The following is an 18625-nucleotide window of genomic DNA, read 5'->3' on the forward strand; positions in this document are numbered from 1 at the left end:
TTATGATCTCGATAGCGAAGCGACTTTTGCCTTTCATCATCGCCTTGTTGCTCGGCGTGGCGTTGGCCGGAGCGTTCAACGCTTTGCGTTTCGGCGCGTGTTCGAAGAGCAAGAGGGCACCCGTTGCGCCTGGCGCTTTGAGCGCGCCTTCGTGCCCGAGCATGTCGTCATCCTATACGCCGGTGCGCATTCTCGATAAACCCGTTCCGCGCTATACGGAGCAAGCGCGCTACAACGGCACAACGGGCACCACCCGTTTGCGCGCGCGCTTCAACGCCGACGGAACCATCTCCAACATCGAGCCGTTGACGACGTTGCCTGACGGCTTGACCGAAGAAGCCATCAGCGCCGCGCAGAACATCAAATTTCTGCCGGCGACCGAAAACGGGCGACCCGTGTCGGTCGTCAAACTGCTCGAATACGGCTTTGAGATCTATTAGGTCTAGCTCCCACGATGGATGAACAGACGGCGCGACGCGCCATCGTCGAGATCGGACGTTTGATGTACGAACGCGGCTATGTCGTCTCGTCCGATGGCAACTTGAGCGTGCGACTCGACGATGGGCGCATCGTGGCGACGCCAACGCAGGTGTGCAAAGGACGAATGAGCGAAGCGGCGCTCGCCGTGACGGACATCGACGGGCGCCCGCTCAACGATCGGCGTCCATCGAGCGAGCTGAAGATGCATCTGCTCATCTACCGCGAACGCGATGATGTGCGCGCCGTCTGCCACGCCCATCCGCCGCACGGAACGGCGTTTGCCGTCGCCGGTTTACCGCTCGATCAACCCATCCTCTCAGAGGTCATTCTCGCCTTAGGGTGTGTGCCGCTGGCGCCATACGGCACGCCTTCAACCGATGAATTGACCGCGGCGATGCGCCCATTGGTCAAACATCACAATGCGCTCCTGATGGCCAATCATGGCGCCGTCGCCTATGGGCAAGACCTTTGGCAGGCTTTCGATCGTTTGGAGACTTTGGAACACACGGCGCGCATCGCCATTTTAGCGCGTTTGCTGGGCCGCGCACAGAGCATTCCGCCGGAAGCGATTGAAAAGTTGATCAACATACGCGAGGCGGCTGGTTATTTGGACGAGCGCGCGCGTTGCCAAACGTGCGGCTACCTGCACGATCTCGCTATTTCGTGCCCCGCGCCACATCTCGGCGAGCGCGCGTCGTCAGCCAACGGCAAGATCAGCTTGACGCGCGAAGAGTTGATCCAGTTGTTGTGCGAAGTCGCCGCCGCGTCGGCCACAAGGTGAGGAACTTCAACGCGCTGAAGATGCGCGCGCTTCGTGCGAGCACGATCATGCCACGGCGAAGCTGAGCAGTATGCGCGCATCCTTTGTGCAAGCGAGATGAGCGCGCCCGATTAAGCGCATCTAGCTCGACCGCCCTTTGATGCCCAATGGCTTGACCGATAGGCTTTCGCGGTCAGGCGCATCTAGGTCGCTGGGCCCGCGAAGATCTTTAGACGCAATCAAGCGCGCACCTCTTTCCAGATCCAATCGCTTTTCAGACGCGAGACCAAGACCGGAAAAGGGACGTATTCAGCGCGACGTCCAGCGCGTCGCAACACTTCGACCATACGCTTCGCTCCGTCGGCGTTGCGCGTATGGACCATGATCTTGGAGGTCGATTGCAGGTGCGGGCGTTCGGCGAGCCACAGAGCGACGGAATAGCCCGTGCGCTCATCATCGGGCGCATCGGACTCGTAGTGTTCTGGAAGAAGGTCGTGATCGAGAAAGATCAGATCGTAGGTCCGCTGTGTGAGTAGTTCTTTGGCGGTGACGACATCGCTGGCCACGTCGAGTTCATCTGCACCGAACATTTTGGCGAACCAGCGGTGGCGTTGCACATCATCGTCCAACAAAAGAATGCGAAGTTTGGGTCGTCCGATGCCATCCGTGATGCCAATTCTCTGTAAAATCCCGCGGATCAAATTCATCATCAACCATCCTCTCCGAAATGGCTCCGGGGAGATGTCGAGGCAAACAATATACCATGTCCGCGCACGTCGCGCGACCAGCGTCCTTCTCATCCGTTCGATCGCGTGCGCGGTTGGCCGATGGTTTGACTTATGACGTGCGAACCGCGCAAACTTCTAGATCGAACGCTCGTTCGACTCCTAACGGGCGCGCAAGGTTGCTCGGCGAAAAGAGGGAGCAATGAGGTGTCCTTATTGCGAAAGACCGCTGCATCGTTTGGGAACGCATTGCCGCGCTTGTCGGCGCAACATTTGGCGGTGGCCGCATCTGTTTGCGTTGGCGGGGCTGTTGTTTTTGGCTCTGTTGCTCGCGTGGGGATTGTTGATCGCGCCGTGAGCGCGCCGGTTCGGTGGTTCGGGAAGGCGAGCTCTCAGCGGTTGTCATCATGGCGAGCGACGCTGTCTCTATTGCTGGCGCGGCCTTCTCGGCGGTGGCGATAGGCCGTCTTAACTTTCGCTTGCGGCGAGGGTTTTCGAGAGAGTGAAACAGGTTCTGCAAAATCCGAAAACGGGTGAGGTGCGCGTCGTCGAGGTGCCGCCGCCGACAGCGCAGCGCGGACGCCTTCTCATACGCACGGCAGCTTCATTGATCAGCGCCGGAACCGAACGGATGACGGTTGAGCTGGGTCAAAAGAGTCTGCTCGGCAAAGCGCGCGAGCGACCCGATTTGGTCCGGCAAGTCATTCAAAAGGCCAAAAACGAGGGGCTGTGGCAAACCGTGCGCGCTGTGCAAGCGCGTCTTGCTTCATCCACCGCGCTCGGCTACAGCGCTGCTGGCACAGTCGTCGCCGTTGGCGACGATGTTACGGAATTTCGCGTTGGCGATCGCGTCGCTTGTGCGGGCGCTGGGTTCGCGTCGCATGCGGAGATGCTCGCCGTGCCGAAGAATCTGTGCGCGCGCGTGCCTGCCAACGTTTCTTTCGAGCAGGCTGCGTTTGGCACGCTCGGGGCCATTGCGTTGCAAGGCGTGCGCCTTGCCGAGCCGACTCTCGGCGAAGCGGTGGTCGTCATCGGACTTGGATTGCTGGGCCAGTTGACCGTGCAGCTTCTCAAGGCGAACGGTTGTCGAGTTTTCGGCCTCGATCTAGAGGCGAGCAAAGTGGCATTGGCGCGCTCGCTCGGTGCAGACGACGGGGCGGTGATCAACGCCGAAACGAAGCGGGCTGTGTTGGATTGGTCGCGCGGGCGCGGCGCCGATGCCGTTTTGATCACGGCGGCGACCTCATCGAACGAACCCATCGAGTTCGCCGGCGAAGTCGCGCGCCTTCGCGGTCGCGTAGTGGCGGTCGGACTGGTCGGCATGAACGTGCCGCGCAAGGTCTATTACGAAAAGGAGCTTTCGCTCGTCGTTTCGCGTTCCTATGGGCCGGGCCGGTACGATCCCGAATACGAAGAACGCGGTCATGACTATCCTTTCGCTTACGTCCGATGGACCGAAGGGCGTAATCTAGAGGCTTTTCTCGACCTCGTCGCTGAAGGAAGGATCGATCTCGATCCGCTCATCACGCACCGCTTCAAGATCGAAGAGGCCGAGGCAGCTTACAGGTTGATCGCTGGCGAGCGGCGCGAACCGTATCTGGGAATTTTGTTGCAGTACGATGAGGCGCGTCCCATCGCAAGGCGCGTCGAGGTGACTGCCGCACGCAAAGCGCCTACGACGCGGCAGGTGCGCGTCGGATTGATCGGCGCCGGCAATTACGCTCGCACGATGCTGCTTCCGGCGCTGCAGGCCGCCGGCATGGAATTTCATGCGGTGGCGACCGCTTCGGGCGTTTCGGCGCGCGATGTGGCCGAGCGGTATGGGTTTCGCTACTGCGTCGCCAGCGCCGACGAGATCTTGAACGATGACCAAATCGATCTGGTCGTGGTCGCCACGCGCCATGATCTTCACGCCGAGTTGGCGAGGCGGGCTTTGGAATGCAACCGCCACATCTTCGTTGAGAAACCGTTGGCGCTCGACGATGAGCAGTTGAATGGCGTCGTTGCGTCCGCGGCGCGCTCTTCGGCGCAACTGATGGTCGGTTTCAACCGGCGCTTTTCGCCGCTTGCACGCGCCGCTAAAGAGTTCTTCGAAGCTAGACGCGAGCCGCTTTCGATCCTCTACCGCGTCAGCGCCGGACGCCTTCCGCGCGAGCATTGGACGCAAGATCCGCGCGAAGGTGGCGGGCGCATCATCGGTGAGGTCTGCCACTTCATCGATCTAATGCAGTTTTTGACGGGCGCGCTTCCCGTGCGCGTCTATGCGGAAGAGATCGAAACGCGCAATCACGAGATCGTCTGCGAAGATTCGGTCTTCATCACCATTCGCTTCAGTGACGGTTCGAACGGTTGCATCGCGTATCTTTCCGAAGGTGACCGCGCGCTTCCCAAAGAGCGCATTGAGATCTTCGGCCAAGGGCGCACCTTCGTGCTCGACGATTTCCGCTCGGCGCGCGCTTACTATCGCGGGCGCGAGCGCAAGATGCGACTTCGCAGTCAAGACAAGGGGCAGTGGGAGCAGGCCAAAGCGCTTCGCGCGATGTTGGTTGAAGGCCGTCCCGCTCCGATCACGCTGGCGGAATTAGAGGCGACGACTCGCGCGACCTTTCGCATTCGCGACGCGCTTCGTTGGCGGCGCCCGATGGAGCTTTGAGAGTCCGACGCCCTTTGTGACGCAAATACCCGACAGCCTAGCATTTATCATAGCATCTCAATCTGGCTTCGAGAGTTCGATATCTTTTGAGATGGTCGAGACCTGACGACCAAAATTTCGTCGAAACGGCACGTCATGGGTGGCGCAAGAGCCTTGCGGGAAGATCTTCATCGGAGTTAGACGAAAGTTCATCTTTCGACCTTTCGATCAACCGAAAGAACTGATGGCGATGGTGCAAAATTGAACCTTCGGCGAAAGCTCATCGCTTGGCCTTTCGGTCAACGATTCTTCTCGCGACGAAAAAAGCTGGTTCTCAACCGTATGATCAAAACGTCGCTGTTCGATAGCAGCGGCTCCGGCTCAAAAGTCGGACCGTCGGCGCAGGGTTGGCAAATTGACTCTTGAAATCGGCGGCGCGGATGCTATAATCCGCCGCGCCAACGATCAGCGCGTGGTCTTGAAGCGCCCGATTCGCGCAGTGAAAGCGTACGTTCGACGTTCGGAATGCCCATGTCGTCCGACAACGCGAAAATTCACCCGTTGTTCGCGGTTCCCGAGATGACGGAACCGGAGACCTCGCCTGCGGAAGGATCGCTTTCGTCCGCGTGTCCATACTGCTTCGGGACAGGCATGGAAGTGGTGCCCGGCAAAGGCGCGCGGCGTTGTCGTTGCCGCACCGAGAACCAAACGAAGAAGCTCCTCGAAGCGGCACGTATCCCGCGCCGCTACGCCGAATGTTCCTTGCAAAATTACTATCCGGCGCAAGGCAACGGCTCGCAGCTTCGCGCCTTCAATTACGCCTTTCGTCTCGTGCGCGAATACCCGGCAGTGGATCGCGGCCTTCTGTTCATGGGCCCGGTGGGAGTCGGCAAAACCCATTTGGCTGTAGCGATCATTCGCGGTTTGATCGAAAAGGGCGTGTCGTGTCTGTTCTACGATTTCGGCACGCTGCTCAAAGAGATACAGGACTCTTACAATCCCGTATCGCAAACATCGGAACTACGCATTCTTGCCCCAGTTTATCAAGCCGAAGTGCTCGTACTCGACGAGCTAGGCGCGAGCAAGCCGACCGATTGGGTGCGCGATACGATGATGCAGGTGATCGGCACGCGCTACAACGAGCGGAAGCTCACCATCATCACGACGAACTACATGGACGCGCGACGCAACCCGATTGAAGAAACGTTGGAGGACCGCATCGGCGTCCGCTTGCGTTCGCGCCTCTATGAAATGTGCAAAACGGTCGTGATCGAAGGCGATGATTACCGTCGCCGCTTCGACGCACAACAGTAAGATAGAAGCGCCCCTCACACCCCCTGGACATAGTTGAAAAGCACTCTTGAGTCCGATCCTCTACGGCGCAACCTTTTTCGTCGTTGGATTGCTGACCGCCCTATTTTTTAACATAGCGTCTAGGTTCACCGGCGGATTGGAATTGAAGGTGGAACGAGAGAATGGCGATGGCTGGAGCGCCTCGGATGACGAGGCGAGCGCAAGCACGGGCGCTCTCTTCGGCGGAGAGCGTTAGCCTTGACCCATCACGCTAATGAGGGGATCGCCTGCGCGCGCCGACGATGTGCTTTTCATCCTCAACGTGTTAGCCTTGACCCGTCACGCTAATGAGGGGAGCGCTTACGACGGGATGCGAAAGCGCGCTGATCAGGCGTCTCGGTGCTGGATCCGCGGACGCGGTCCGTCGAGCAAACGCTCCTTCCCGACGCTTACAACGTTCAATCCCCTCCTGGGGGGGGCCTTTCGAGTTCGAGACGCTTTTCAAACTGATGCTCGTACCGATTTTGGTCAAGCGTCGGTAACTCGAGAATCCTTTCGAGACGCTTTTCCAAAACCGGGCTGGTTCTGCAAGCGGCGATCGCGACGCTTTGGTGGCTCGGGACACCTTTCGAAACGCTTTTCGATCCCGTTTCGACTCGCCGGGCAAAAAGCGGTCAGTTCGGCGCCGGAGAGAGCGCGGCGCGTTACAACTGGCGCCGCAGTTTGTGTATAATGCCTTGAATTTTGAACCGGAGAAGATCCGCTCGTCTTGTAGCAAGATGCCGAAACGGACTGACATTCGCAAGATAATGATCATCGGCTCCGGGCCGATCGTCATCGGGCAAGCGTGCGAGTTCGATTATTCGGGCACGCAGGCTTGCAAAGCCCTTCGACAGGAAGGGTACGAGGTGGTGTTGGTCAACTCCAATCCGGCGACCATCATGACCGATCCGGAGATGGCCGATCGGACCTACATTGAGCCGCTCACAGTCGAATTCGTCTCCGAGATCATCGCCCGCGAACGGCCCGATGCGCTGCTTCCGACCGTTGGCGGTCAAACGGGACTCAATTTGGCGATCGCGCTCGCCGACGAAGGGGTGCTCGACCGTTACGGCGTCGAACTGATCGGCGCAAACCGCAACGCGATACGCATCGCCGAAGATCGCGAGCTTTTCAAGAGGGCGATGGATGAAGCCGGGTTGCCGATGCCGCGCGGCGGTTTCGCGCGTTCGTGGGAAGATGCCCAACGAATCGTCCGCAAGACCGGGTATCCGGCGATCATCCGTCCATCGTTCACGCTCGGCGGCACGGGCGGCGGCACGGCTTTCAACCCGGAAGAGTTCGAAGAGATCGTGCGCAATGGGCTTGCCGCTTCGCCCATCCATGAGGTCTTGATCGAGGAATCGATCCTCGGTTGGAAAGAGTTCGAGCTTGAGGTGATGCGCGATTTGGCGGACAACGTCGTGATCATCTGCTCGATCGAGAACTTCGATCCGATGGGCGTGCACACGGGCGATTCGATCACGGTCGCGCCGGCGCAAACTTTGACGGACGTTGAGTATCAACGCCTGCGGGATATGGCGATCCGCATCATTCGCAAGGTTGGAGTTGAGACGGGCGGTTCGAACATCCAATTCGCCGTCAATCCGGAGAACGGCGACGTGCGCGTGATCGAGATGAACCCGCGCGTATCGCGCTCCTCGGCCCTCGCTTCAAAGGCGACTGGATTCCCGATCGCCAAGATCGCCGCCAAACTCGCTGTCGGCTACACGCTCGACGAAATACCGAACGACATCACGAAGAAGACTCCGGCCAGCTTTGAGCCGACGATCGATTACGTCGTGGTGAAGATACCGAAGTGGAACTTCGAGAAGTTTCGCGAAGCCGAAGACGTCCTCGGCACGCAGATGAAATCGGTCGGCGAAGTGATGGCCATCGGGCGCACCTTCAAAGAGGCGCTCTTCAAGGGCTTGCGCTCGCTCGAAGCGGTCAAACCGCTTCGCTTGGCGAATGTGCCCGAAGACGAGCTGCAGCGAAAGCTTGCGCGCCCCAACTCGCAACGCTTCTCCTACATCACTTACGCGTTGCGAATCGGGTGGTCCATCGATGAGATCTACCGTTTGACGCGGATCGATCCGTGGTTTTTGGAACAGATCAAAGAGGTGATGGACGTTCAGGCTCGCGTCGAAGGGCGCGCGCTCGAAGAGATACCGGCTGACTTGTTGCGCGAGTTCAAAGAGGTCGCACTATCTGACCGGCGTCTGGCATACCTTACGGGACGGTCGGAGCAGGAGGTGCGCGAATACCGCAAACGTTTAGGGATCGTCCCCGTTTACAAACGAGTCGATACTTGCGGCGCTGAATTCGAATCGCACACGCCCTACCTTTATTCGACCTACGAGGACGAAGATGAAGCGAATCCGACCGAGCGCCCGAAGATCATGATCCTGGGATCTGGGCCGAACCGCATCGGGCAGGGAATCGAATTCGACTACTGTTGTTGCCATGCGTCATTTGCCTTGCGCGAGGCCGGTTATGAGACGATCATGGTCAACTGCAATCCCGAAACGGTCTCAACCGACTACGACACATCAGACAGACTCTATTTTGAACCGCTCACCTTCGAGGACGTGATGAACGTCATTGACGTCGAAAAGCCGACGGGCGTCATCGTGCAGTTCGGTGGGCAGACGCCGCTCAATCTGGCCGTGCGTTTGGCTGAGGCTGGCGCGCCGATCATCGGCACGTCGCCCGATTCGATCGATCTCGCCGAGGATCGCAAGCGCTTCGGCGCTTTGCTGCGCCAACTTGGCATCCCGCAGCCCGAAAACGGCACGGCTACGTCGGGCGAAGAAGCGAAAGATATCGCCGCCAAAATCGGATATCCGGTGCTCGTGCGACCGAGCTACGTTCTCGGCGGGCGCGCGATGGCGATCGTTTACGACGAAAAGAGCTTGGATGAATACATGCGCACGGCCGTTGACGCATCGCCGGAGAAGCCCGTCTTGATCGATAAATTTTTAGAGCGTGCGGCGGAGTTCGACGTCGATGCGATCGCGGATGAAACCGCCTGCGTCATCGCTGGAATTCAAGAGCATATCGAAGAAGCGGGGATACATTCGGGCGATTCGTCGTGCGTGTTGCCGCCGGTCAAGATCGAGCCGGAGCATCTTGAAACGATCCGCCACTACACGCGGCTCCTTGCGCGCGCGCTCGGCGTGCGCGGGTTGATGAACGTGCAGTATGCCGTCAAGGATGATCGCGTCTATGTGCTTGAAGTCAACCCGCGCGCGTCACGCACCGTGCCGTTCGTCTCGAAGGCGACGGGCGTGCCGCTGGCGCGCATCGCCGCGCTCGTCATGGCCGGAAGGCCGCTCAAGGATTTCAACCTGCCAGAAGACCTGACGGTCGCTCGTTTCTTCATCAAATCGCCCGTCTTCCCGTTCAATAAATTCCCGGGTGTCGATCCGATCCTCGGACCGGAGATGCACTCGACGGGCGAAGTGATGGGCATTGGAAATAGCTTCGGCGAGGCTTACGCCAAGGCGATGCTCGCGACAGGATTGAAACTTCCGACCAGCGGCACGGCCTTCATCAGCGTCAACGATGCGGATAAAGGTCAAGCGGTGGTCCTAGCGCGCAGGCTCAAGCGGCTCGGCTTCAACTTGATGGCGACTGTCGGCACGGCGGCACGTTTGCGCGAGGTCGGGCTTGAGGTCGAAACCGTCTTCAAAGTGAACGAGGGGCGTCCGAACATCGTCGACTACATCAAGCGCGGCGCGATCGCGCTCATCATCAACACACCGCTCGGGCGCGCTTCGCACTACGATGAGCAGGCGATCAGACGCGCCGCATTGCAATATAACGTCCCGTGCGTAACGACCATGACCGGGGCGCAAGCGTTGGTGGAAGCGATCGCTTCGCGTGGACGCGAGGACGCTTCGATCATCTCTTTGCAAGAACTGCATTCGCAAGTCGCTTTTTCGACGCACGTACGATGAGGGACGAGACGAGGATTAACGACCGCAAGACGATCGACTGGATTCTCCGAGAATGTCGCACGATCGCCGTTGTCGGATTGTCATCCAACCCTTGGCGTCCGTCGCACGGCGTTGCCAGCTACATGAAGCGCAACGGCTACCGCGTTATTCCGGTCAATCCGCACGAGCGTGAGGTTCTGGGCGAACGAGCCTATGCTTCGTTGCGCGATGTGCCTGAGAAGATCGAACTGGTGGACATCTTCCGGCGGTCGGAAGAAGCGGGAAAGGCGGTTGATGAGGCGATTCAAATCGGCGCGAAGGCCGTCTGGTTGCAAGAGGGCGTGATTGACCAGGCGGCGGCGGAACGAGCGCTCGATGCCGGTTTGCTCGTCGTCATGGATCGCTGTTGGCTCAAAGAGCACGCGAAATGGAAAAATAGCCTCGCGTTTTGATCGCGCCAGGACGAGGTCAGAAAAATGACTGCGGCGACGACGCTAGCCGAACAGCGCGTGGTTCTGCGCAACGTCAGTTGGGAGGCGTATGAGAGGTTGCTTCGCGATCACGCCGAAGCGAGCAGCCCGCGACTCTTTTACGATCGCGGCACGTTGGAGATCATGAGCCCATCAGCTAAGCATGAACAGCTGAAAGATGCCGTCACCATGCTGATCGCCGTGATCGCGGAAGAGTTCGGTTTGAATCACCGTGGTTTTGGTTCGACGACCTTCCGCCGTGAAGATCTAGCGCGCGGTTTCGAACCGGACGCTTGCTTCTATTTCGCCAATGAACCGCGCGTGCGCGGCAAAGAAGAGATCGATCTGGCGACGGATCCGCCGCCGGATCTGGTCGTTGAAATCGACATCACCCGTTCATCCATCGACAAGATGGCAACCTTTGCTGCACTGGAAGTTCCAGAGGTGTGGCGTTACGATGGCAGGCGACTACAGTTCTTCTCTCTTCAAGGGCGGGAGTATGTGGAGATCACTGAAAGCGCGGCGCTGCCCGGATTGACGTCTAAGGCGGTCGAGAGCTTTCTGGCCGAAAGCGAGAGGATGGGACGGCTCGAGTGGTTGAAGATGCTGCGCGAGTGGGCGCGCGCGCGCAAAGGAGATTGAGGCGATGGAGATACGCGCCGCAGTGATCACCGTTAGCGATGCTTGTTCGCGTGGCGAACGCGCCGATGCATCGGGCGAAGCGCTGGTCCAATTGCTCGGCGGACTGGGAGCCGAGATCATCGTTCGAGAGATCATGTCGGACGACCTTGAGCCGTTGCGCGAGCGTTTGCGCGAACTCGCCGACCGACCCGACATCAACCTCGTCGTGACGACCGGAGGTACGGGCGTCGCGCCACGCGACAACACGCCTGAGGCGACGCGCGCCATCATCGAGCGCGAAGTGCCGGGATTGGCCGAAGCGATGCGCATGGAGACGCTCAAAAAGACGCCGACGGCGATCCTCTCGCGCGGCGTGTGTGGTATTAGGTCGAAGGCTTTGATCATCAACTTTCCGGGCTCGCCAAAAGGCGTGCGCGAATGTTTCGAGATCGTGCGTCCAGTGCTTCATCACGCACTCGCTTTGATCGCCGGACGGCCTCACGATTGTGCCGCTTGATAGCGCGAGTACCCTTTCGGTCAAAGACGTTGCGAGAAGATCATGCCTGCGACGCGCGGAGAAGCTCCTTTGGGCTCGCCGAAAAAAAGCACATTTGGAATTGTGCGCCGCCTTACATTCGACGCGCTGACCGAAAGATACAGAAGCTGGCGCGCCTTAAGGCCGAGCGGTGCCTTGTGGCTGCGTTGACGCTGCGCTTTCGGCACAGCTCTTCGCGTGCGCGCCTCAGGTTGAGGCCGCTTTTGACGCGATTGATCATCGTTTTGACAGGAAACCCCGTTCGAGTCACTAGTTTCCTTTGCGTCTTGCTTCACACGGCGCGCGTCTCGCCCGTGTAGGCGCTTGTTTGAGCCACTTCCCTTTGCGGCTCTCGTCCTGTGACGTCTTCCCCGAATGAAGCGCGGCGGGATCCTCGGGCGGATGTACGCGAGTCTCACGCTCCGGGCGCGTGGACCGTATGCCGACCCAGTCGCATTTCGTAGCCCCGCGAAGATTCCTTGAGGGGATGTGCCCTTCGCCCCTTTTCAGCGTTGTTAGACCTCGTTCAGAGAGATTTTCCGAACTTTTTCGCACGCGCGGCGTCTAAATATTTTGAGTCGGCAGGTTCCGATTCAGAGAGGCGCACAAAAGACCCCGGAAGGGATCTCTTCGGCGTCGCTCATCGCCAGATGGCATAACGGTGAATGCGCTTTTTCGAGGGCTTGGCAGAAGAGAGGAGGAACGCAGCAGAGGCTTGGGGGGAACGTTCTTCCTCTTTCGATCTTTCTTCCGGCCAGGGGTGCCGATCCCAGGGAGGACGAAAACGGAAAGGAAGATTTCAGATGGTGAATGGTTCGTGCTTTTTGTTCTACGTTGACCCCGGCTCGGGGGCTTTGCTCTGGCAGTTGCTGATTGCGTTCTTCTTCGGCGCAGCGTTCTACGCGCGTTCTTTCTGGTCCCGGATCTTCGGCTTTCGTTCAAGGTCTTCCCAAGCCTGCGAGCAGAAGAGCGAGGAGATCCGTCACGGTGGCGAAGAACGGTGGTGATCGCACTGATTTCCAGTCCCGGATCTGCCCGAACTATTTTGCCCCGGGAGGCAATCTAAACCTTCATCCATCGAACACCGGCTGAGAATGAAGCGCTCATTAGCGGTCGAGAGCGGTGTTCTCCGTCCCCTCTCTTTTCGTGATCCGTCGGGATTTGTTCTTACGGATGGCGAAAGGATCTGGCGCGCCGTGGAACCGGCAGCTTGGGCTGATCTGCTCCGCTTCCTCGATTCGGGCACTTTCAGGACCTACTGCGAGGCCGGCAAGCTCATCGGTACGAGGGTGATCGGCGAAGCCGAAGGCCCGTCCCTCATCCATGTCTTGCGTGAAGAAGAGTTGCCCGAAGGGTTGCATCTCGTCGAACACGAGCGGGTGCGTTTCCCGACCTTCCCGTACGAGTGGCCGCCGGAGATGCTCCACGCGGCTGCTGAGCTGACGCTGGACTTGGCCGAGAGCGTTTTGGGCGAAGGGATGGTGCTCAAAGACGCGACTCCCTACAACATCCTCTATCGCAATTGCCAGCCGGTCTTCATCGATCTGCTCTCTTTTGAGAAGCGCGATCCGCTCGACTTCGTATGGCGCGCTGCCGGGCAGTTCATGCGGACTTTTCTACTGCCGCTCCTTTTGAACAAGCAATTCGGAATAAGGTTGGATCAAATCTTCATCTCTCGGCGGGACGGTCTGTCGCCAGAGGAAGCGGAAGCCCTTTGCGGTCGCTGGCGACGCTTTCTGCCTCCGTTCTTCTCTTTGGTTTGGCTGCCGGCGTTCCTTTCGCAAAGGCGAGTTGCCCGCTCCGCGTCGCTCTACGAAAAGAGGAGAGCCTCATCTCCTCAGCAAGCGGTCTTCATCTTGTCAAAGACCTTGCGGGTTCTTCGAAGGAAGCTCGATGCAGTGCGACCTACAGAGAACAAAAGATCCACCTGGTTCGAATACGTTCGATATCACGACGGTGATTACACGGCAGATAAGATCCGACTCGTCGCGAACTTCATCAGCTTTCATCGCCCCCGCGACGTATTGGATGCGGGTTGCAACACGGGAACGTTTAGCCTTCTTGCGGCAAGGAGCGGTTCGCAGGTGATCGCCATCGATTCCGATCCTGCGGTCGTCGGCGTCGTTTGGCGTCGAGCGCGCGACGAAGATCGTTCGGTGCTGCCTTTGGTCATCGATATTTCACGACCGAGCCCGGCGATCGGTTGGCGCAATCGTGAGTGCGCTTCGTTTGAGAGCAGAGCGCACGGCGCGTTCGATTTGGTGATGATGCTCGCTATTTTGCATCACATGCTCGTCACGGAACGGATTCCGTTGAATGAGATAGTCAACTTCGCTGCTGCGCTCACCTCTCGATTCGCCGTGCTGGAATTCGTTCCGCCAGAGGATCCACTGTTTCGGCAAATGGCGCGCGGTCGTGAGGATTTGTTCGTTCATCTGACGCGCGATTCGTTCGAAAGATGTTGCGCTTGCAGGTTCGAACTGCTCGACAAAAAAAGATTGGGCAGGACTGACAGATGGCTCTACTTCCTCCGCAAAAAGTAGGAGTTAAGTCGGCGCTTTTGCGTGATGCGCTGGTGGCGTTGTCTTTGGCGAACCTTCTTCTCCTGTCTCAATGGATAAAATCGCTCGATAGCGCTGTGAACTACAGCCATGATGATGCACTCCCGGCTCCCGTCATCTCGTTCGATGTGTTGATCGTCGCCGCGCTCTTGTTTTGCGGAGCGAGATTGGCGAGGCGCAGCGGCGGATGGCTGCTTGAATTGGCGCGCATCTCTTTTCTGCTTCTGTTGCTCGTCCCCGTAAACGTGCTGAGATTGAGGCTCGGCGCTGTTAGTGGAGAGTCGTCCAACCACGTCCTCCCGCTTTTCGCTCCGTTGGCAGCCCTTGCGATAGCCCTTTTCCTTCTCGCCTTCTCGCGTTTCAAGCGCGAGTTGCTCGCTTTGGGCACCAAGGTCACGTTGCTCTTCTCGCCTTTCGTCCTCGTAACTTTCGGGCAAGCCGCATGGCAATGGCGGAAAGAGGGGCGCCCCTCAGCGGCAAACACCGCGGGCATTTTGCCGGCTGCACAGAAGCGTCGCCAAAGGGTCGTCTGGATAGTCTTCGACGAATTGGACCAGCGCGCGACCTTTCTGCTCCGTCCGTCGAGCGTCGCGCTTCCGGAGTTGGACGATCTGCGCGCTCGGTCATGGCACGCTGAAAACGCTTATCCGCCCAACAGGTTGACGATGATGGCGATCCCATCGCTTCTTACGGGAAAGATCGTTTGCTCTCTTGACCCAACGGCTGGTGCGAGCGGCCCCTCGCTGAAGATGGCTGGCGAGTTCAAAGGCGTGCCCGTAAGCGAGACCGCGACGGTCTTCAAAAGGGCGCGAGAGCTAGGGTTCCGCGTCGGAGTGGTCGGTTGGTATCATCCGTACTGCCGCAGTTTCGCCGCTGATGTAGAAAGATGCGAAGATGCGCGCACGTTGGTCGCCAAGCATCTCGGCTTATGGGGCCAGATGAAGCATGCGCTCGCAAGCGACGAGATGATCGCCAGCCTACCGCTCGGTTACCGCCTCCTCAACAGAAGAAAAACAAAGGCGCGACGTATAGCCTATGGGCCCGAACTCCACTTGCTGATCTACCAAGAAGTGATGCAAGAGGCCAAAAGTTTGATCGTTGATCGAAACGTTGATCTCGCTTTCGTCCATTTCCCAATTCCGCATCTGCCCGAGATATTCGATCGTCGGACGGGCGAGGCGACGGCTTCGGGCGAAGGAAGCTACTTTGACAACTTAGCGCTCGTGGATAGAACCGTCGGCGAATTGCGTCGCGTCCTCGAAAACGCGGGGCTGTGGGATGAGACGAGCTTGCTATTGATGTCGGATCATTGGTGGCGAATAGATGCTTACGATTTCTTTTTCAAAGGGGACCTTCGAGCAGAGGAGCGGCCTTTCGCCTCTTTGCCGCTCGATGCCCGCGTTCCGTTTTTGCTCAAGTTGGCTGGCGCGGGAGGCGGAAGATCTTACGACAAGCCTTTCAATACCGTGCTCGCTCACGATCTCGTGCTCGCGTTGCTGCGTGACGAATTGCGCCATCCGGAAGACGTCGATCGCTGGTTCGACGAGAAGGCGTCAGCTCAAGCGAAGGACCCTTTCTTCTACCTTTACGTTTGCAAATGACAGCGAACAAAGATCTGCTCATCGGCAGTCTCGCGCGGCGCAGCGCTTCTGACCTTTAAGCTCGCAATTGATCAATGAGCCGAGGCTCCACTCGCCTAAGCTCGCCGCGCTTCTTAGGGCAAGTCGAATTCAAAGCTGCATCCATACACGGCGCGCAGATCGACTAGTTCATAATCCTCTTCGAGCGTCCCTTGGCGATCGACGACCAGATACGACGCCCATTCGTCGAGCGGGAAAGGCGGCGTATGCCAAGTGCCGCGATGATAGGCGTAAGGCCAGCGACCATCGACGAGAAACGCTGCGATCTCATCCAGATCGGGAGCTTGACGCCCGTTCGGCGGCGCAACCGCGATGACGGCACGCGAGCCGACGAGCGGCGAGAAGACTTGCATCGTTCGTTGATGGCGAGCCATGAACTCAAAGCGGAAAGGGCGACGTTCGGCAGTCGCGCCCGTCATGCTCGGCGTGCCGCCGCCTAGGTCTATCTCCACCGTGCCGCGACGGTCGATGACGACGCCGTAGGGGGCGAAGCTTTCGCGAGTCAGCGTTTGAACGGGAAGGCGAATGATCCTCATCTCTTTGTAAGATAGTTGAAAATCCTTTGGGTAAATCGGGGCCTTTTATCACCAACGACGGCTTGTTGTCAACGCAGCTAGTGAATGCTGGCTTCGTTTGCGAGCGCAAACGGTTCTTCTCATGGCGCGCTAGCTGTGAGAGCACCCTCAGCAGACACGGCGTTAAAAGCTTTCTCGCCTTAGCTTGACCCAAGCGCAAGCAGGGAATTATTATTAACGACTTGGCTAAAAACGGGAATCTTCGAGGACGAGCGATAATGAAACAAGGCATTCATCCGGAGTACAACGAGATCACGGTCTATTGCGCTTGCGGGACGAGCTTTCGCACGCGCTCGACGCGCAAAGGGGACCTGCACGTTGAAATCTGTTCGAACTGCCATCCGTTCTTCACGGGCAAACAGAAGCTGGTCGATACAGCGGGGCGCGTCGATCGCTTCAACAAGCGGTATGCGCGCAAAGAACAGACGGGGACGGCATGACAAGGAGAAAAGCGCACATCGAGAAGCGTAAGCGTTAGCCGAAGAGTTCCGACGCCGACGTTTCGATAAGCTGCGCCACAGAGCGCAAGCGTTCGACGTCGGCGTCGTTCTCTATTCTCAAGTCGCATTAGAAGATATCGAAGAACGAGTTATGCTAGAGAAGTTGGACCAGATCGAAGGACGCTACGAGGAGTTGACGACGCAACTCTCCTCACCCGACGTGCTGGCCGAGCCGGCAACCTACGGTCGACTCGTCAAACAGCACCGGCAGTTGGGCGAGATAGTCGAAAAGTATCGCGAGTGGAAGGCTCTTAAGCGCGAACTCGAAGGGGCGCGCGAGATGCTCGCAGAAAGCAACGACGAAGAGCTGCGCGAGCTGGCACGCGTTGAAATCGACTCTTTGGAAGAGCGCATCCGTTCTTGCGAAAGCGAATTGCGCATGCTCCTGTTGCCGCGCGATCCGAACGACGAAAAGAACGTCATCTTGGAAGTGCGCGCCGGAACCGGCGGCGACGAAGCAACGCTCTTCGCGGCTGAGATACTGCGCATGTACCATCGCTATGCCGAACGACAGGGGTGGCGCTTTGAGCTGCTCGATGTCTCGGAATCCGACATCGGCGGCGTTAAAGAGGCCGTCGCCGTGATCGAAGGCGAAGGCGTCTACTCCAAACTCAAATACGAATCGGGCGTGCATCGCGTGCAGCGCGTGCCGCAAACCGAAAGCTCCGGGCGCATCCACACGTCGGCGGTGACAGTGGCCATCTTACCGGAAGCCGAAGAGGTTGATGTCAAGATCGATCCGAAAGACATACGCATTGACACCTTCTGCTCGTCGGGACCAGGCGGCCAATCGGTCAACACGACCTATTCCGCCGTGCGCATCACACACCTGCCGACTGGGATCGTCGTTTCGATTCAGGACGAAAAATCGCAGATCAAGAACCGCGAGAAGGCGATGCGCGTGCTGCGCGCGCGCTTGCAGGAGATGGAAGAGCGCAAGCGGCATGAAGAACTGGCCAGCGAACGACGGTCCATGATCGGGAGCGGTGATCGTTCGGAGAAGATCCGAACTTATAACTTCAAAGAGAACCGTGTGACAGATCACCGCATCGGGCTAACGCTCCATCAACTCGATCTGGTGATGGACGGCGAACTCGATGAATTGATTCAAGCGCTCATTACGCATTACCAAACGGAGAGGTTGAAGGCGGAAACGATTGCCGCCGATTGAGCCGTCTGTCACGGAGAAACGCATGCCGCTTCTTCTGCTGTCGCTTGCTCTCTGCCTGCTCTTTTTCGAAGCCGCCGACGCGCAAGAAACGCTCTCGGCGATCATCGCGCCCGGCACGAAGATCGAGAAGATCGCCGACGGTTTCCGCTTCACCGAAGGGCCAGCGTGGCATCCGCGCGGATTAGCGACATCCCGGCCAACACCATCTACAGGTTGGATCCGAAGACGAAACGCGTCGCAGTCTTCCGTCAACCTTCAGGCCACGCCAACGGCAACCTCTTCGATCTGCAGAACCGGCTCATCACGTGCGAACATGACGGGCGAGTGTCGCGCACGGAGCGCGATGGTTCCATCGTCACGCTCGCCGCGCGCTACCAAGGGAAGCGCTTGAATAGTCCGAACGACGCGGCCATTCGCTCCGACGGAAGCATATACTTCACCGACCCGCCTTATGGTATCCGTTCGGAGCAAGAGGAATTGGGCTTCTATGGCATCTATCGTTTGTCGCCGCGCGGCGAGCTGACGCTTCTCGACAAAAGCTTCAAGCGCCCGAACGGCATCGCCTTCTCGCCAGTTGACATCCTCCCCACGGCTAAAGCCGGGGGATTCCCGAAGGTGCTCCGGGATGGTTCGCGCTTCATCGGGCGCTGCCCTACACAGCGGGGCTGTGTAGGGTCTTACA

At 58.6% G+C, this 18625-nt stretch carries 17 protein-coding genes; 15 read left to right on the forward strand and 2 right to left on the reverse strand.

The window, feature by feature from the left end; all coding sequences use genetic code 11:
- Positions 1-2 precede the first annotated feature (2 nt).
- Positions 3-440, forward strand: a complete 438-nt coding sequence (locus tag C4334_RS09645; protein WP_352431875.1) for an energy transducer TonB — start codon at positions 3-5, stop codon at positions 438-440.
- A 14-nt stretch (positions 441-454) separates the two neighbouring features.
- Positions 455-1261, forward strand: a complete 807-nt coding sequence (locus tag C4334_RS09650) for a class II aldolase/adducin family protein (protein ID WP_352431876.1) — start codon at positions 455-457, stop codon at positions 1259-1261.
- A gap of 218 nt (positions 1262-1479) precedes the next feature.
- Here the strand turns inward: C4334_RS09650 and C4334_RS09655 are convergent, their stop codons facing one another.
- Positions 1480-1950: a cyclic-phosphate processing receiver domain-containing protein gene (locus C4334_RS09655; RefSeq protein WP_352431877.1), complete on the reverse strand. Its 471-nt coding sequence runs from the start codon at positions 1948-1950 to the stop codon at positions 1480-1482.
- Between the two features lie 217 nt (positions 1951-2167).
- Between C4334_RS09655 and C4334_RS09660 the strand changes: the two genes are divergently transcribed.
- The 10 genes from C4334_RS09660 (at position 2168) to C4334_RS09705 (ending at position 15658) form a co-directional block, all read left to right on the forward strand.
- Positions 2168-2323, forward strand: a complete 156-nt coding sequence (locus C4334_RS09660; RefSeq protein ID WP_352431878.1) for a hypothetical protein — start codon at positions 2168-2170, stop codon at positions 2321-2323.
- 144 nt (positions 2324-2467) lie between these two features.
- Positions 2468-4618, forward strand: a complete 2151-nt coding sequence (locus tag C4334_RS09665) for a bi-domain-containing oxidoreductase (RefSeq protein ID WP_352431879.1) — start codon at positions 2468-2470, stop codon at positions 4616-4618.
- A 558-nt stretch (positions 4619-5176) separates the two neighbouring features.
- On the forward strand, positions 5177-5911 hold the full coding sequence (locus tag C4334_RS09670; RefSeq protein WP_352431880.1) for an ATP-binding protein: 735 nt from the start codon (positions 5177-5179) through the stop codon (positions 5909-5911).
- A 46-nt stretch (positions 5912-5957) separates the two neighbouring features.
- The gene (locus tag C4334_RS09675) at positions 5958-6146 is read left to right on the forward strand and encodes a hypothetical protein (RefSeq protein ID WP_352431881.1); all 189 of its coding nucleotides are present in this window, start codon (positions 5958-5960) and stop codon (positions 6144-6146) included.
- A 523-nt stretch (positions 6147-6669) separates the two neighbouring features.
- Positions 6670-9891 carry a carbamoyl-phosphate synthase large subunit gene (carB, locus tag C4334_RS09680; RefSeq protein WP_352431882.1) on the forward strand — a complete coding sequence of 1074 codons (3222 nt, stop codon included), beginning with the start codon at positions 6670-6672 and terminating at the stop codon, positions 9889-9891.
- Positions 9888-10322, forward strand: coding sequence for a CoA-binding protein (locus C4334_RS09685; RefSeq protein WP_352431883.1), 435 nt, complete (start codon positions 9888-9890; stop codon positions 10320-10322). Before carB ends, C4334_RS09685 begins: the two co-directional genes overlap by 4 nt.
- Before the next feature lie 24 nt (positions 10323-10346).
- Complete coding sequence (locus C4334_RS09690) at positions 10347-10982, forward strand: Uma2 family endonuclease (RefSeq protein WP_352431884.1); 636 nt, start codon at positions 10347-10349, stop codon at positions 10980-10982.
- 4 nt (positions 10983-10986) lie between these two features.
- The gene (locus C4334_RS09695) at positions 10987-11478 is read left to right on the forward strand and encodes a MogA/MoaB family molybdenum cofactor biosynthesis protein (RefSeq protein ID WP_352431885.1); all 492 of its coding nucleotides are present in this window, start codon (positions 10987-10989) and stop codon (positions 11476-11478) included.
- 1214 nt (positions 11479-12692) lie between these two features.
- On the forward strand, positions 12693-14039 hold the full coding sequence (locus C4334_RS09700; protein ID WP_352431886.1) for a class I SAM-dependent methyltransferase: 1347 nt from the start codon (positions 12693-12695) through the stop codon (positions 14037-14039).
- A 95-nt stretch (positions 14040-14134) separates the two neighbouring features.
- Complete coding sequence (locus C4334_RS09705) at positions 14135-15658, forward strand: alkaline phosphatase family protein (RefSeq protein WP_352431887.1); 1524 nt, start codon at positions 14135-14137, stop codon at positions 15656-15658.
- A gap of 113 nt (positions 15659-15771) precedes the next feature.
- On the opposite strand, the gene C4334_RS09710 is transcribed toward C4334_RS09705, so the two are convergent.
- The gene (locus C4334_RS09710) at positions 15772-16233 is read right to left on the reverse strand and encodes an ureidoglycolate lyase (protein ID WP_352431888.1); all 462 of its coding nucleotides are present in this window, start codon (positions 16231-16233) and stop codon (positions 15772-15774) included.
- Positions 16234-16490: 257 nt separating this feature from the next.
- On the opposite strand from C4334_RS09710, the gene rpmE reads away from it, so the two are divergent.
- The 3 genes from rpmE to C4334_RS09725 form a co-directional block, all read left to right on the forward strand.
- Positions 16491-16712, forward strand: a complete 222-nt coding sequence (gene rpmE / locus C4334_RS09715) for a 50S ribosomal protein L31 (RefSeq protein WP_352431889.1) — start codon at positions 16491-16493, stop codon at positions 16710-16712.
- Between the two features lie 151 nt (positions 16713-16863).
- Positions 16864-17943, forward strand: a complete 1080-nt coding sequence (prfA, locus tag C4334_RS09720) for a peptide chain release factor 1 (protein WP_352431890.1) — start codon at positions 16864-16866, stop codon at positions 17941-17943.
- Positions 17944-18108: 165 nt separating this feature from the next.
- The coding region (locus C4334_RS09725; protein ID WP_352431891.1) for an SMP-30/gluconolactonase/LRE family protein at positions 18109-18625 on the forward strand (517 nt) is incomplete at its 3' end.

Source organism: Pyrinomonas sp., from assembly GCF_040289685.1.
Classification (GTDB): Bacteria; Acidobacteriota; Blastocatellia; order Pyrinomonadales; family Pyrinomonadaceae; genus Pyrinomonas.